This window comes from Ensifer sp. GW823-FHT05D09, from assembly GCF_058795755.1.
Genome location: NZ_JBXAIA010000002.1, coordinates 273308 through 288272, shown reverse-complemented (window position 1 = coordinate 288272; position 14965 = coordinate 273308). Strand labels below are relative to the sequence as shown.

At 59.8% G+C, this 14965-nt stretch carries 13 protein-coding genes and 5 tRNA genes; 11 read left to right on the top strand and 7 right to left on the bottom strand.

The window, feature by feature from the left end; translation table 11 throughout:
- Positions 1-219: 219 nt before the first annotated feature.
- A complete protein-coding gene (locus AC1Q80_RS07130) occupies positions 220-1401 on the bottom strand; it encodes a GGDEF domain-containing protein (RefSeq protein ID WP_492360005.1) in 1182 nt (393 codons plus the stop codon).
- Positions 1402-1621: 220 nt separating this feature from the next.
- Here AC1Q80_RS07130 and AC1Q80_RS07125 point away from each other — a divergent pair.
- The 4 genes from AC1Q80_RS07125 (at position 1622) to AC1Q80_RS07110 (ending at position 2979) form a co-directional block, all read left to right on the top strand.
- Positions 1622-1698, top strand: a tRNA-Pro gene (locus tag AC1Q80_RS07125).
- 283 nt (positions 1699-1981) lie between these two features.
- The gene (locus tag AC1Q80_RS07120; protein ID WP_065781518.1) at positions 1982-2287 is read left to right on the top strand and encodes an ETC complex I subunit; all 306 of its coding nucleotides are present in this window, start codon (positions 1982-1984) and stop codon (positions 2285-2287) included.
- Positions 2288-2324: 37 nt separating this feature from the next.
- Positions 2325-2401 (top strand) — tRNA-Arg (locus AC1Q80_RS07115).
- A 353-nt stretch (positions 2402-2754) separates the two neighbouring features.
- Positions 2755-2979 (top strand): hypothetical protein, encoded by a 225-nt coding sequence (locus tag AC1Q80_RS07110; protein WP_492360004.1) that lies wholly within the window; start codon positions 2755-2757, stop codon positions 2977-2979.
- Positions 2980-3300: 321 nt separating this feature from the next.
- Here the strand turns inward: AC1Q80_RS07110 and AC1Q80_RS07105 are convergent, their stop codons facing one another.
- Complete coding sequence (locus AC1Q80_RS07105; RefSeq protein ID WP_176354769.1) at positions 3301-3597, bottom strand: hypothetical protein; 297 nt, start codon at positions 3595-3597, stop codon at positions 3301-3303.
- Positions 3598-4098: 501 nt separating this feature from the next.
- Between AC1Q80_RS07105 and AC1Q80_RS07100 the strand changes: the two genes are divergently transcribed.
- On the top strand, positions 4099-5172 hold the full coding sequence (locus AC1Q80_RS07100; RefSeq protein WP_492360003.1) for a D-alanine--D-alanine ligase family protein: 1074 nt from the start codon (positions 4099-4101) through the stop codon (positions 5170-5172).
- 399 nt (positions 5173-5571) lie between these two features.
- Positions 5572-6198 carry a DUF1062 domain-containing protein gene (locus AC1Q80_RS07095; RefSeq protein WP_492360002.1) on the top strand — a complete coding sequence of 209 codons (627 nt, stop codon included), beginning with the start codon at positions 5572-5574 and terminating at the stop codon, positions 6196-6198.
- A gap of 212 nt (positions 6199-6410) precedes the next feature.
- Here AC1Q80_RS07095 and AC1Q80_RS07090 read toward each other — a convergent pair whose 3' ends face one another.
- The 3 genes from AC1Q80_RS07090 to AC1Q80_RS07080 form a co-directional block, all read right to left on the bottom strand.
- Positions 6411-7058 (bottom strand): outer membrane protein, encoded by a 648-nt coding sequence (locus AC1Q80_RS07090; RefSeq protein WP_173419907.1) that lies wholly within the window; start codon positions 7056-7058, stop codon positions 6411-6413.
- A gap of 157 nt (positions 7059-7215) precedes the next feature.
- On the bottom strand, positions 7216-7698 hold the full coding sequence (locus tag AC1Q80_RS07085) for a DUF192 domain-containing protein (protein WP_209792333.1): 483 nt from the start codon (positions 7696-7698) through the stop codon (positions 7216-7218).
- Positions 7698-8276 carry a cold-shock protein gene (locus tag AC1Q80_RS07080; protein ID WP_077498237.1) on the bottom strand — a complete coding sequence of 193 codons (579 nt, stop codon included), beginning with the start codon at positions 8274-8276 and terminating at the stop codon, positions 7698-7700. Before AC1Q80_RS07080 ends, AC1Q80_RS07085 begins: the two co-directional genes overlap by 1 nt.
- A gap of 197 nt (positions 8277-8473) precedes the next feature.
- On the opposite strand from AC1Q80_RS07080, the gene AC1Q80_RS07075 reads away from it, so the two are divergent.
- The 5 genes from AC1Q80_RS07075 (at position 8474) to AC1Q80_RS07055 (ending at position 11478) form a co-directional block, all read left to right on the top strand.
- Positions 8474-8914 carry a VOC family protein gene (locus AC1Q80_RS07075; protein WP_077498238.1) on the top strand — a complete coding sequence of 147 codons (441 nt, stop codon included), beginning with the start codon at positions 8474-8476 and terminating at the stop codon, positions 8912-8914.
- A 404-nt stretch (positions 8915-9318) separates the two neighbouring features.
- Positions 9319-10710 (top strand): D-Ala-D-Ala carboxypeptidase family metallohydrolase, encoded by a 1392-nt coding sequence (locus AC1Q80_RS07070; RefSeq protein ID WP_492360001.1) that lies wholly within the window; start codon positions 9319-9321, stop codon positions 10708-10710.
- A 136-nt stretch (positions 10711-10846) separates the two neighbouring features.
- A tRNA-Glu gene (locus tag AC1Q80_RS07065) sits at positions 10847-10921 on the top strand.
- Positions 10922-11131: 210 nt separating this feature from the next.
- Positions 11132-11206 (top strand) — tRNA-Glu (locus AC1Q80_RS07060).
- 197 nt (positions 11207-11403) lie between these two features.
- Positions 11404-11478 (top strand) — tRNA-Glu (locus AC1Q80_RS07055).
- 212 nt (positions 11479-11690) lie between these two features.
- Here the strand turns inward: AC1Q80_RS07055 and recJ are convergent.
- Both recJ and AC1Q80_RS07045 read right to left on the bottom strand, forming a co-directional pair.
- The gene (gene recJ, locus AC1Q80_RS07050) at positions 11691-13493 is read right to left on the bottom strand and encodes a single-stranded-DNA-specific exonuclease RecJ (protein WP_492360000.1); all 1803 of its coding nucleotides are present in this window, start codon (positions 13491-13493) and stop codon (positions 11691-11693) included.
- Between the two features lie 127 nt (positions 13494-13620).
- The gene (locus AC1Q80_RS07045; RefSeq protein ID WP_173419903.1) at positions 13621-14943 is read right to left on the bottom strand and encodes a homoserine dehydrogenase; all 1323 of its coding nucleotides are present in this window, start codon (positions 14941-14943) and stop codon (positions 13621-13623) included.
- Positions 14944-14965: the final 22 nt, after the last annotated feature.

Genomic DNA, 14965 nt, shown 5'->3' with positions numbered 1-14965 from the left:
TCAGGTGGCAATCGATCTCCCTTCGCGCGGCGCTGCAGCCCCGCGCAGAGACGTTCCCCTTTCCGCGAGATTGCCGGAACGGGCCGCTGGATGCATTTCCGCCGGCCCGTTTTTTTATCCACGACCTTGAACGAGGCCGGGATCGAGAGCGGTACAGCCACGCGGCGCAGCAGCCCTGGCGCTCACAGGCTGGCAGATCGACGCCGCCCCGCGATAAATTCAACCTACACGCGCTCCTGATATGTTCCTCGCAAATGACGCCGGTGGCGGGGCATAGGCGACGACGCAGTTACGGCCGGCATCCTTCGCCTGGTAGAGCGCGGCATCGGCCATGCTGAACAGCTCCTCCCAGCTACGTTGCACGCCGCGGCCGGCGACAACGCCGATGCTGACGCTGAGAGCAACGCGACGGTCGTCAAATCGGATATCCAATTGCTCGATGGCAAGGCGGAGCCGTTCGACGACGGCCTGGGCTTGCACTTCGCTCGTTTTCGGGAGGTAGAGCCCGAACTCTTCGCCTCCGAGCCGGGCGAAACAATCACTCGAACGCAGGTTAGCGCGCACCGTTTCGGCAAAGGCGATCAGCGCTTTGTCACCTGCCTGGTGGCCAAATCGGTCATTGATGCGCTTGAAGAAGTCGAGGTCCATGATCGCAAGGGCATCGCCCTCGAAGCCGAAGCGGGGCAGTTGCGACAGGAACCATCGGCGATTCCCAACGCCCGTCAGCATGTCCGTATCGGCCGTCCGCCGCAATGCCGCCTCCGCACGCTCCTTGACGAGCACCAGCGCAAAGAGTGCGATGGCGAAGTGGCTGATGATCAGCAGGAAGAAGGCGTAGGTCGTGGTAACCGGCAGAAATTCCGGCTTGAGCAGGCCAACCACGACAGCAAGGCAAAGAGCGGCCGCGACCGCCAGAGACGCCGCAAAGATTGCCCGTACGGGCAACGGCTCATCCCTCCGGTCCGAGACGACTTTAAAGGCGGAGGCGGCGAGAACGACAAAAGCACCGGTGTTGAAGGCGGTTGCACGCATGTAGTTGACGACATGGAAATGCGTGACCAAGCCGACGATCACCCCGGTCAAGGGAATAGCAAGTGCCAGCCAATCGGCCCGTTGCCGCCTTTGACCACTAAGGCGGCACAGCCCGATCCAGAAGAGAGCGTAGCCGGTAAGGCCGAGCGTAAAACTCGAAAGCGTCCACAAAAATGCCGGCAGCAGCTTCTGCTCGCCATATCCTGCAAGCGTGGATGCCAAGGCGAGAAAATGAAAGCCGATTGCGAGAATCCCAAGCCCTTCATTCCGGGGCGATTGCCACCGGAGATAAAGAAAGCACAGCGCGCCGACCAGAAACGACGATTTGTGGAGCAGCAGCACAGTTGCGAGGTCAAGTTGGGCGGTCATCGATCCGGCTCGGACTGGTTGTTCGTCGCCGCGCCTCTACCGCATGGAGTTTAGGGATTACTAAATGAAAATGAGAAATCGGGCGCGAAAGCCTGAATTTCCGGCATATTGGCCACGCGGGCATCCCATAAGCGCATGACATTTTCCCCGGAAGCTCGCCCGGCATGAAATTACATGTTGCAGGGCGTGGGTGAAGCGTGTATCTCCGGCGCCGTTGGCACGGAGTGTAGCGCAGTCTGGTAGCGCATCTGGTTTGGGACCAGAGGGTCGGGAGTTCGAATCTCTCCACTCCGACCAACGAAATCCCTGAAAATATTGACTTATTGGTCGACTGCAACATTGGCATGCGTCGATCTGTGAGTGCTTTCGGCGTTTGTGGTCCGACGATCGTGTCTGGCGGCGATTGCGTGGCCGCCCCCCTTGGCCAGCGTCCCACCTCATGCCGCTGACAGAATCCGGGCGAAAAGCCAGATTTATCCGTCTGAAAGTCATTCCGTTTTAAATCATTCTGCGCTATGGGATGACGCGTGTTGCGGCGAGAAAACGCTTCAGCAGCGAAATAACGGAGCCGTTCGAAACCATGTCCGCAAAGATCTATCGTCCAGCAAAGACCGCCATGCAGTCTGGCAAAGCCAAGACGAATCTGTGGCTGCTGGAGTTTGATCAGGAAAAGCCGCGCACCATCGACCCGGTCATGGGCTACACCAGCTCGGGTGATACGCTGCAGCAGCTGCGACTGACCTTCGAAAGTGCGGAGCAGGCCATCGCCTATGCCGAGCGCAACGGCATCGAGTACCGCGTGATTGCCCCGAAGGAGGCGACCCGCAAGACTGTGTCCTACCCGGACAATTTCCGTTTCAGCCGGATGCAGCCCTGGACCCATTGAGGTCCTTGAGCCGTTTTCGACGGGCCCTGCCCGCAACGGCCCCTTAGCTCAGTTGGATAGAGCACCTGCCTTCTAAGCAGGTTGTCGCAGGTTCGAATCCTGCAGGGGTCGCCACCTACCTCCATGGCATGACACATTTTTTCTGGACCTGGTTGGTTTGGCGACAAGGGTTATCCCTGTGCGGTGACGAACACGTCGCAAAATTCGGCATTGGCGATTTTTGGGCGTTTCACACCGCACCAACTTCGTAGCTACACCTGCTTGGCACCATGTTGCATCCCCCCCAACCGTCAATCTGAGTGTCGGCCGTCACCTATGGCGATACCCTTCCAGCTCTACGAAACGAGCCGGCATTTATATGGAAGATTTTTTCGGATGGCGGCAACTGTACGCCACAAGCAATCATTGTTGCGGCGAGAAGAGCAGCTATAAATGGCGGCGCGTGATGCCACTGGGAGGCTTCGTCAATGTCGAAAGTGTTCGAGGTTCTGAGGCGGCTGGACGATGCGAAAGTCCATTATTTTATCGGCAGATATCGTCCCGATACGATAGACATCACGGCTACAGTGGTCGGTGAGCGTGTTGAGATTTCGATCTTTGAGGACGGCCATGTTGAAGTGTCCCGGTTCGTGGGCAACGAGGACGTGTTAGGTGAAGAGGTATTGGACGAAATCCTGAAAGAGGAACGGTGACGGCTTTGGAGCCGAAGCCGACAAGAGCCTGACCCGTCGTCGCAAACTGCGCCGACCGCGAGGCACACTTCGGCGGACTCCCGAGAGTCACCTGAACAGTCCCGGAAAAATCCCGTACAGGTTCCCGGTAGATTTGCTGAGGCGCGCTGCGCAATCAGTTCAAGAGCCGTTAGTCGCCTCGGCGCTCCGGCAGAGTGGCCGTCCGAGACTGGTTGGGCGCCGACTACAACGCACAAGACCGTCGATCTTGCATCAGCATTGCCGGCTCTCGGCTGGCGGTAGATCACAACTCTGGTTTCGTTACGCTGAACGATCGGACGCTCAGGGAACTGACGGCGGATGCGCGATCCCCTGGTAGTAGTCACCTTCACCACCACCCATGTACTCGTTCGTGTAGCGTTCCCTTTCGTCACCCAAGGTCAGCGCCGGGGGACGATAGTAACCGTATGCACCGTAGAGCGGCACCGGCTCCACGTACACGCTGCCCATCGGCATGGGATCAACATAGACGCCGCCGGGTACCGGCTCATAATAGTCGTTCTCGGCAAAAGCCGGCACCGTGGTCCCAGCAAGGGTGATGACAAATGCGACCCATGACATCTTCGTGGAAATTTTCATGGCGTTGCTCCCATCTCCGGCGGGTTTTCAGCCCCGCCTTACGAGATACAGGCAGCCTCTGCCCGCGGGCTTACGCTGCCTGGCAAGAGTAACGCCTGATCGCTGAAACCGTTCCACAAATCAGTGCGGTTCAATGTGGCAAATTTGATGCTCTTTTGCCTTGGTCCCAGCGGCTGGCTGGGCGCCCGAGCAGCCCGCGGAAGCCCTGATCGAGTTGGCGCATAACAATTGGCTCGCAGCTGACGCCAACGTCTCAGTTTCAAGGCCAAAGCCGCGCAATGATTCCATGCGCTGCAGCGGTCGTCGGCGCCTGAAGGAACGCGTGGCGATGCCCGGTTTGAGGGGCAACATACCTTCTGAAGCTCAGCGCGTTACCGCCGGCTCAGCGGTTCGGCGAACGCCCAGCGCATAGAGCGCGGCTGGAAGCATCTCAATTCGGTTGCAATTGGTCAGGTACAACTGGGTCCATAGACTGTTTCCCCTTCAGAGAAAGGACCTTTCATGACCTCAAGATTGCGTGTCGGCGTGCTCTTCGGCGGCCAATCCTCAGAGCATGACGTTTCCATTCTTTCGGCGCGTAACGTCGTGAAGGCCATAGACCCGAACACATACGAGGTCGTGCCGATCCTCATCGACCGGACCGGTCAATGGCTGTTGATAGAAACGGTACAAGGCACCCTGCCCGCCGCCATCGCCTATTCAGGCACCAAGGTCTGCCTGGTTCCCGGCGGGCGCGGTCGCCTGCTCGCATTCGACGCGACTGCGCAGGCGGCTCATCCGCCAGCAATCGATATCCTGTTTCCCGTCCTGCACGGATTGCATGGCGAGGATGGGTCGATGCAGGGTCTCGCGCAGGCTTGCAACATTCCATTGGTCGGCTGCGGCATCCTCGGATCAGCGAACGCCATCGACAAGGACATGACCAAGCGACTGCTGCGCGAAGCGGGACTGCCGGTTGCCCGCTCTGTCACCCTCAAGCCCGATCAACGCCCAGATTATGAGGACATAGCAGCCGCGCTCGGACAGACGGTGTTCGTCAAACCTGCGCGGCAGGGGTCGTCTGTCGGGGTCAGCAAAGCGCGCTCGGCCGAAGAATTGCGACACGCGCTCGACGAAGGCTTCAAGTTCGATACCAAGGTTCTGATCGAGGAGTTCGTAAAGGCGCGGGAAATCGAGTGTGCCGTGCTCGAAAGGCCGGACGGAGCCTTGATGGTTTCCGTTCCGGGCGAGATCGCAGCCAATGCCAGCCACGGTTTTTACACCTACGAGGCAAAGTACATCGACGAAGATGGCGCCGCAATCAGCGTGCCGGCAGTTTTGCCAGATGAGGTCACGCAACGCTTGCAGGATATGGCCGGAAAAGCGTTCATCGCGCTTGGCTGCGAAGGGCTCGCTCGCGTCGACTTTTTTGTTCGTGCCGATATGAGCGCGGTGATCAACGAGGTCAACACCATGCCGGGCTTTACCGATATCAGCATGTACCCGAAGGCGATGGCCGCAAGCGGCATCCCCTATCCCGAGCTTGTCGGCCTGTTGATCGAGCACGGATTGGCGAGAGCCAGAGCGGCTCACTAGCCATTTTCAGGCTTCAGCATCGCGTGGCGTAACGCTCCGCGCTCATGGCCAAAATCCGAAAACGCGACCATTTTTCGCGCCCGCTACTTCCCGTAGCAATAATATTCGGCTAGGACGTTTGCGCAGCAAACGCTGTCTTTCCTGGAGTTCTGCTTTGCCTTTGTAAACCCCGGTCTCGCTTGTTTCACCACGCACACCCGATAGCGATCATCGCTGTCGGATCGCATTTCAATGCGTTCGTCGAGGTGACGGTTCGAGACCGGAATGGCATTGCCGACCTGTCGCTGCATGAAACTTCGTGCGGATCGAACCATCACCAAAACGCTGCCAGACCGCGTCCCCCGAACGGGTGCTCAAACCGTCGTCTTGATGGACTTCCAATCGGAAGAACCAGACGACATGTCTCACACATTCCTGGTCCAATGGACCATCACGCCGCAAATCGCGCCACGTCCCTGGCTCGCCTGCAATCGCTGCCGAACGACGCGGCCATTCGAGACGAGCGGCAAGACGCGCCTCAATGCCAATGGCCGGCGGCTGGACGCCTGGCTGATCTATCGCTGCAGCAGTTGCGACAGCACCTGGAACCGTCCCATCTTCGAGCGGCGACATGTCGGCGATATCGACCAGGCGACGCTGCACGCGCTGCAGAACAACGATGGCGGCTGGATCGAGAAAGTCGCCTTCGATATCGACGGATTGCGCCGGAATGCGGGGCGTGTCGAAGAATTCGCCGATGTCCGTTTGCAAAAGACGATTCTGAAGGCGGCAGTCGAACCAGCCCTGCACCTGGAGATCGCTCTCAACCTGGAAATGAAAACAATGCTCAGAACGGAGAGGCTGCTCTCGACGGAACTCGGCCTGTCACGCAAACGGATCGCCATGCTTGAACAGACCGGGCGCATATCCACGACACCATCGGGCAAGAACGCGTTGCGACGGCCAGTGAAGGACGAAATGCGCGTCACCATCGATCTTGCAAGCGAAGCTGATCGCAATGCGATCCTCAGCCGCGCTGGTCCTTAGCCAGGGATTGCGTGAGGCGTCGGCGGCGGTCTGGGCGTGAATGGTGCGGATGCCCCCACCGCGAAGAGGGCTCCGAAGCCATCGGAGCCTTCCTCCCCCCTGCAGCACCGCGCGTCTTCTCGGGCGCGCAAAGGTCGCTGTCGCATTTTGAATTGCTGCATGTTTTTATCCGTAAACCGGCTACGACTTAAGGAAACACGCAGCAGTTCTCCTCAGAACTTCACGCCGATGCCGACCGTGAATTGATGCTGGTCGAGGTCGACATTGACGCCGCCGATGTCCTTGTCGCCATAGTCGTTGTATCGGTACTCGGCCCGGCCAAACAGGCTGTCGGTGAAGGCGTAGTCGACGCCGGCGCCGATCGTCCAACCATTGAAGGTTTCCTTTTCCTTGGAAGCCCCCGGCACGTCGACGAAGCCGCGCGTAATCGCCCAGCCGCCCGTCGCATAGAGCAACGCCTTGTCGTTGACAGTGTAGCCGAGACGGCCGCGGACGGAGCCGGACACATCGGTTCCAACCTCCGGAGCAGCGCCGAAGATATCAAAGGTCTTGTCGTTCCAATTGTAGCTGACATCGCCCTCGATACCGTAGACCCAGTCGCCTTGCTGATAGTTGAAGCCCGCAAATGCGCCGAGAAGACCGCCGTTGAAATCCTGCGAAGCGCTTGCACCTGCAGCGCTGAAATCGCCATTGAGCCAACCGCCGCCACCTTGCAGACCGACATAACCGCCGGTCCACACGAAGGTGGGCGCGGCTTCCACCAGCGGCGCAGGTTCGAGGTTTTCGGTCAGATCAGCAGCCGACGCAGCCGGCGCAAAAGCGGCAGCGGCAAAGATTGCAACAAGCACATGCCTGATCATCACAGATGCTCCTGTTGGTCCGATAGAAAGATTACCAACATATGTAGGGCGCGTCTGCCGAAAAGGCTCGCTACAGGGCGAGAATAATAAGATGCGCTGCCAAATCAAATCATCGGATCAGCCGGGCGGGATGAGATCAGGGCTTTGATGCGATCGATCAATTGCCGCCGATTCGAGCGCTTTCCAGCCGGTCGCCTGGCTTGATGCCCAGCCGCTTGACGGTGCCGGCGTTGAGTTCCAGCACGAACGCCACCGGCTCGCGCGAATCGATGATCGCCTCGGAGAATGGCACCGCATTCTCATGGACCGTGCGAACGACACCTCTCTTGTCGGCAAACAGCATGTCGAGTGCCAGATGAGTGTTTTTCATCCACATCATGACACGGCGCGTTTCACCGAAATCAAACAGCATTCCGTGATCGGGCGCCATCGAGCGGCGAAACATCAGCCCCTGCTCCCGCTGATCCGCGTCGATGGCGAGTTCGACCGTCAGCTCGTGGCTCTTGCTGTCGGCTGTCACCAGCCGCATCCTTTCGGTCGTGAACGTAACGTCCGCAAGGGCGGCAACGGCACACAATACGAGCGACAAAAAAAGCGCCATGGCGGCGCTTCTTGCAGAAAAGGTTCGAACCGTCGTCATTAGTGCGAGCGGCTCGTCGGCGTTGGGCCATCTGGGTGGATCTCGGCCGCCATCAAACCCTTTTCACCGTCGCCGAAGCGCACCAGAACCACCTGTCCGGGGCGCAGCTCCGTCAGGCCGAAACGACGAAGCGTTTCCATGTGAACGAAGATATCCTCCGTACCTTCACCGCGCGTCAGGAAGCCGAAGCCTTTGGTTCGGTTGAACCACTTGACCAGCACGCGCTCAAGACCGCTCGTCGGTGTGACCTGCACGTGAGTCCTGATCGGCGGCAACTGCGAAGGATGAATGGCAGTCGACTGATCCATCGAGAGAATCCGGAAGGCCTGATAGCCACGGTCGCGCTTCTGGATGAGCGCCACGACCCGGGCACCTTCCAGCACCGTCTGATAACCGTCGCGCCTGAGGCAGGTCACGTGCACCAGCACGTCTTGCATGCCGTTGTCAGGCACGATGAAGCCGAAGCCCTTGGCGACATCGAACCATTTGATCACGCCGGTGATTTCGACGAGGTCGAGGGCGTCGCTGCCAAAGTCGTCATCCTGCATGACGTCTTTTGAAGATGTCCTATCCGCCATTCTCTCCCAGCCCCTCGTTTACGCGCGACTACTGACTACGGTTAACTGATTCTTATTGACCAGAATAACATCGTCCCGCCGCTTATGCGCAAGACCCTCGGCGTATTTTGGCCCAGGTCAAATGTAGGGACGCAGCCTTGCCTCTGGCTTGCTGGCAGATAAGTATACGCCATCTTCTTCGAAACAGGGACATTGCAATGCGTTATCTGCACACGATGGTTCGCGTCAAAAATCTGGACGAGGCCTTGAAATTCTACTGCACGCTCTTCGGCCTCAGCGAAATCCGCCGCTATGAGAACGAAAAGGGCCGGTTTACGCTCGTCTTCCTGGCCGCTCCCGGCGATCTGGACCGGGCAAAGGGCGAATTGTCCCCCTGCCTCGAACTCACCTACAATTGGGATAGCGAGGATTATACAGGCGGGCGCAACTTCGGTCACCTGGCTTATGAGGTGGACGACATTTACGGCTTTTGCCAGCATCTGATGGACAACGGCGTGACCATCAACCGCCCACCGCGCGACGGACACATGGCCTTCGTGCGCTCGCCCGATGGCATTTCGATCGAGATCCTGCAGAAGGGTGACAACCTGCCGGCGCAGGAGCCCTGGGCCTCCATGGCCAATACCGGCGCCTGGTAAGCCTCGCACAATTCTAGCCGCCGATGATTGATGTCTGCAGCCGGCATTTCCGGCTTGGCACAGTCGAGTCGCGGATCCCAGGAAATGATGAATGATCCGAGGCCCGGCACCGACACCGGGCCTTCGCATGCTGGGCGCATGTGGGCTCAAGGTTAGCGCCAGTTTACAAATCACGTATCGTTCAGTAACTTTCCGCGCGAAACGTTGATACGGGGTCCTATCCGCGATGTCTCGTGGCGATGCCCCCTTGACTGTATTTGGCCTAATCCTTCCCGCAGCGATCCGTTTGGGCCGCTGCGCGAAATTCGTGTTTGTTTGTTCTGAGCGATGTTTCGGAACTGAGACTTAATGCATGGCCAAGGTGACGATCTCACCGATCATGCACGGAGAGCGGGGATAGGACGTTGCAACATCGGGAAACCAAGAGGGCGCTGCTGTCGTCCATCAGCCGCGCGGCCGCGATATCCGTTTCGCTGTTTGCCCTAAGCGGGTGCGTCTCTGCTGTGGCCGATAGCGAAGCGGCAAATGCACTGGCGGTCGAACAAACGCAGGAACCGGTGCAGGTCGCCGATTCGACCCAGGCTGGCGTTGCGGTTCGCGACGCGCAGGTGTCGGCCGTCGGCAGCAATCCGCAGCCAGCGCAAGGCAATGGCGCCCTCGCGCCAGGGCAAGACCCCGCGCAGCAGGGCGGACCGCTGGCCATGCAGAGCACGGGCTTGCGCGCAGCCTCCTCCAGCATCTACGGCCAGGCTCCGACAGCAGCTGGTGCGCAGGCGGCAACGGTGGGTGTACAGCCGCAAGCAACTGGCTCGATTCCGGCGACAGGCACCGCCCAGCCGACCGTCAACGCGACGACGAACAGTCTTTTCGGCACCAGCCCGAAGCAGCTACAGCCACAAACACAGCCCCAACCCCAACCAATCATCCAGCCACAGCAGGGCGCCCTGAACGAAACCGACGCTACGCCTTCCGATACGGCCGTGATGGCTTATGCCGTCCCGGAAGGAGCCACCCTTCCCGCGTCGGTACCGCTACCTTTGAGCGCGCAGGCCGCCATCGGCGGCAAGACGTCGCGCGTGCTGCAGCCGGTGCAAGCCGCAGAGCAGGTACAGCCGGCAACCGACCTGGCTCAGGCCGCGACGATAGCGTCAGACAACGAGGCCAGCGAAAGCGGTAAGAAGGAGGTTCCCAAGGCCTGGACGCTTGCGAGCCTCTTCGCCGGGAAGCGCAAAGAAAAGCAGCAGCAGGAGACGGCGCGCGCAGCCCAGCCGGCCGAAAAAAAGACCATCACCACGAGCAATGCCAGCCAACCGCAGATGGCCTCGCTTGCCTACACCAGCCTGCCTGGCGTCAAGATGAGCCCGCTGTTCAGCGTCGCGCATGAAGACCATGCCGCTGATGAAGAGGACGCTCCGGTTCAGGTCGCATCGCTTTCCGGCCTTGCTCGGCTGGCGCCAAGTGGCCTTATTCTGCAGACCGAAAAGGTTGATGCGGGCTGTTTCAAGCCCGAGCTGATGCAGATGTTGAAAAACGTCGAAACGCATTACGGCAAGAAAGTCATGGTGACGTCGGGCCTGCGCCCGATCAAGGTCAACCGCGCCAAGCAATCGCTGCATACGCGCTGCGAAGCGGCAGACATTCAAGTCCAGGGCGTCAGCAAATGGGAATTGGCCGATTTCCTGCGCAGCATTCCTGGACGCGGCGGTGTCGGCACCTACTGTCACACGGAATCGGTCCATATCGACATTGGCGCCCAGCGCGACTGGAACTGGCGCTGCCGCCGCGGCAAGGGCTGAACGCAAGCCTTTGTTTCCATGAGCTAATCCACAGGCGCTCTGTATTTTCCCCAACCTGTGCATTTTTTACAGAAAAATGAAAATTGCCGCTTGCGGTAATCAAAACGCCTGACTATAAGACGCCCACACAGCAAGTGCGCCCTTCGTCTATCGGTTAGGACACCAGATTTTCATTCTGGGAAGAGGGGTTCGACTCCCCTAGGGCGTGCCACTGTGACCCTATCCCCTACATGATTTCCTTGTTCGAGACCGGCGGTTTTGCGTCGAGAGCTCGACGCTCGCTCGTTGAAGCGCCCCCCTCTTTGGCACGGCAAGCTCACCGCAGGTTTTCCGATTTTTTTCACAGGAAAAGCACGCGAATTTTCAGATTAGCGCTTGCAGTCTACAATGGCGCTGACTATAAGGCGCCCACACAGCAAGTGCGCCCTTCGTCTATCGGTTAGGACACCAGATTTTCATTCTGGGAAGAGGGGTTCGACTCCCCTAGGGCGTGCCACTGTGACCCTCTTCACCACCATTCTCATTTCCGATTTGGCCCGATTGCGGCCACCATACACCTCTTCGCTTCGACGATGAGCGTCGCATTCTTAGCCTTTGATTCTCCCAGCATTTTTCACAGAAAACCTTGAAAAAATCGATATTAGCGCTTGCAGCCGGAAAGAGTGCTGACTATAAGACGGCCACACAGCAAGTGCGCCCTTCGTCTATCGGTTAGGACACCAGATTTTCATTCTGGGAAGAGGGGTTCGACTCCCCTAGGGCGTGCCACTGTGATCTTTCCCTGACATCGCTACGATTTGATCTGACGGCCATTGCAGGGCACCAAACGTCCATACTCCATCCCGGCAGACAAAGTGCACCCTCGCCCGGCCATCCCGGACCCTCACGGCCACCAGGCAGTATCATGCCGGCGGAAAACAGTGCCGTTCAAGCAGCATCGCAGATCGTGAGACATCGAGGTTCGCGCGCAGGCTTGCCGGCTAGAATGCCTTGGCAGCGTCACTGACGCGCAGCTGGACGCGACGCTGGCCCTGCCAGAGATCGGCCGAAACCGAGCCGGCAACGTGGATTGATGCACCGCGGCTGGCAAACAGGAAGTCGCCGAGCGGCGTCTCCACGGCCCTAAACGCAATGCCGTCGAGGCGGCTACCATCCTGCCCCTCAAGCGTCACCTTGATATGGTTGGCCCCGACCTGCCGGCAGTCTCGCAGCCGATGCGACGGGAAGGCAAAGACCGGCTGTGGATGGGCGGAGCCATAGGGACCTGCCTGCTCCAAGAGATCGATCAGTTCCAACGTTGCGCCCGACGCACCAAGCGCACCATCGACCTTGAGTGTCTGCACCGCAACGAGGTCACGTACCGCCGCCTCGGCTTTCTCCTCGAAGAATTGCCGCAACCGGCCGAGGTTCGGCCGCTCGACCGTCAGGCCTGCCGCCATAGCGTGGCCGCCGCCCTTCACCAACAATCCGCCATCGACGGCGGCACGAACCATCTTGCCCATATCGAAGCCGGCGATCGACCGGCCGGATCCCGTGCCGCGACCATTCGGATCGAAGGCAATGGCAAAGGTGGGACGGCGGAACTTTTCTTTGATCCTTGCTGCAATCAGCCCGACGATGCCCGGGTGCCAGTTCTCCCGCGCCGTCACGATCACCGAGGCGCCCTCGCCCGTGCCGTATTCGGCCAGAACTTCCGCTTCTGCCTCGGCCAACATTGCGGCTTCCATCGCCTGCCGTTCGCGGTTGAGCTCGTCGAGCCGGGCCGCGATTGTCTCTGCGGCTGAACTGTCTTCCATGGTCAGCAGCCGGCTACCGAGAGCCGCATCGCCGATGCGTCCGCCGGCATTGATGCGCGGCCCGACCAGAAAGCCGAGATGATAGGGCGTTACCGGGCCGCCGATGGCCGCCTTGCGCAACAGCGCTGCCAGCCCGACATTGCCCATGTGTCGCGCTGCAATCAGTCCCTTGACGACATAGGCACGGTTGAGCCCCTTGAGCGGCACCACGTCACACACCGTCGCAAGCGCCACGAGATCAAGCTGCGCCAGCAGATCGAAGGATGCGACGCGAGCGTCACCGGTGGCACGCAGCACGCGCACCGTGTTGACGAGCACGAGATAGACGACGCCGGCGGCGCAAAGGTGTCCCTGGCCGGAGAGATCGTCCTCACGGTTGGGGTTGACGAGCGCATGGCACGGCGGCAGCGTCGCGCCGACCTGGTGATGGTCGATGACGACAACGTCGATGCCGCGCTTTGCGGCAACAGCAAGCGATTCATGGCTGGTCGAGCCACAGTCGACCGTCACGATGAGCTTCGCCCCATTGTCGATCAGCTGCTCGATCGCCTGTGGGTTGGGGCCGTAGCCTTCGAATATCCGGTCGGGAATGTAGATTTCGGCCTCGAGCCCGAAATGCATGAGAAAGCGCGCCATCAACGCCGACGAGGCGGCGCCGTCGACGTCATAATCTCCGAAAACGACGACCTTCTCGCGTCTGGAGATCGCCAGTGCCAAACGTTCAGCCGCCTTGCGGCAATCGGTCAAGGTATCGGGATCCGGCATCAGCGCGCGAAGCGTCGGGTCGAGAAAGGTTGCGGCATCGTCGAGCGAAACGCCGCGCCCGGCCAGCACACGGCCAAGCAGATCGGAATAGCCGTGCACCTGACTGATCGCCAGCGCCCGGTTCTGGCCGGCCTGATCGAGGCGCGACACCCAGCGCTGACCGCTGACCGATCGCTCCACGCCAAGGAATGCTCGCTGTATCGGATCTACCGGTTCTTCCATGCTGCCTACCTGCCCATACTCTCTTCGTTCTTAGCGAACGTCGCGCACCAGCAAAACCCGCTATGAAAAAGGCCCCACCGACGCCTGTGGTCGATGGGGCCCTTTCTCAACAGTTTTGCGCCAGGACTTAGGCCGCCTTCGGCCGCTCGATGCGGATAACCTGTGGTTCTCCGACCAGATAGCCCTCGCTCTTGATCGCAACGATCGCATCGCGCACCGAATGCTCGGCGGTCGCGTGCGTCACGAGAATGATCGTTTGCGGCTCGTCCGATTCCTTCGGGTGCTTGGAATGCTGCATGATCGATTCCAGCGAGATGCCGTTTTCGGCCATGCGCGATGCGATGCTTGCAAACACGCCGGTGCGATCGACGACCTTCAGGCGGATGAAATAACCGCCTTCGTGGCTCTGGATCTGGGCGCGCTTGTAGGGAAGCAGCGCATTGGTCGGACGGCCGAATGCCGGCACGTGCTGTGCGCCGGGGCGGCTCTTGGCGATATCGGCGATATCACCGAGAACGGCAGATGCCGTGGCGTTGCCGCCGGCGCCGGGGCCGACCATCAGCAGTTCGCCGAGAATATCGGATTCGATCGCGACCGCATTGGTGACGCCATCGACCTGGGCAATCACCGAATCATAGGGAACCATCGTCGGGTGCACGCGCTGCTCGATTCCGCTTTCGGTGCGTTGGGCGACACCGAGAAGCTTGATGCGGTAGCCGAGATCGGCCGCGGCATTGATATCGTCGATGGAGATATTGGTGATGCCCTCGAGATAGATGTCGTCGGCAGCAATTGCCGTGCCGAAAGCAAGGCTCGTCAGGATCGACAGCTTGTGCGCCGTATCATTGCCTTCGATGTCGAAAGCCGGGTCCGCCTCCGCATAGCCGAGCCGCTGGGCTTCCTTCAGGCAGGCCTCGAAGGACAGCCCTTCCTTTTCCATCTTCGTCAGGATGTAGTTGCAGGTGCCGTTCATGATCCCGTAAACGCGTGAGATCGTATTTCCGGTCATGGACTCGCGCAGCGCCTTGATGACGGGGATGCCGCCGGCCACCGCCGCTTCGTAGTTGAGCAGCGCGCCCTTGTTCTCCGCAATAGCTGCAAGCTCGATGCCGTGGGCTGCCAGCAGCGCCTTGTTGGCGGTGACGACATGGATGCCACGGCCAAGCGCCGTCTTCACGGCGGCATAAGCAGGGTCGCCGGAGCCGCCCATCAGCTCGATGAAGACATCGATGTCTGCATTGGCCGCGAGCGAAACCGCGTCGTCGAACCACGCCGCGTTTGAAATGTCGACGCCACGATCCTTGGAGCGGTCACGCGCCGTGACGGCTGTAATCTCGATTGCCCTGCCACATGTCGTTGCCAGCATCTCGCGACGATCCTGGAGGATCCGCACGAGCGAGGCACCGACGGTACCCAAGCCCGCAATGCCAATTTTGAGGGCATCTGCCATAGCCATTTCCTAACATGTGAAG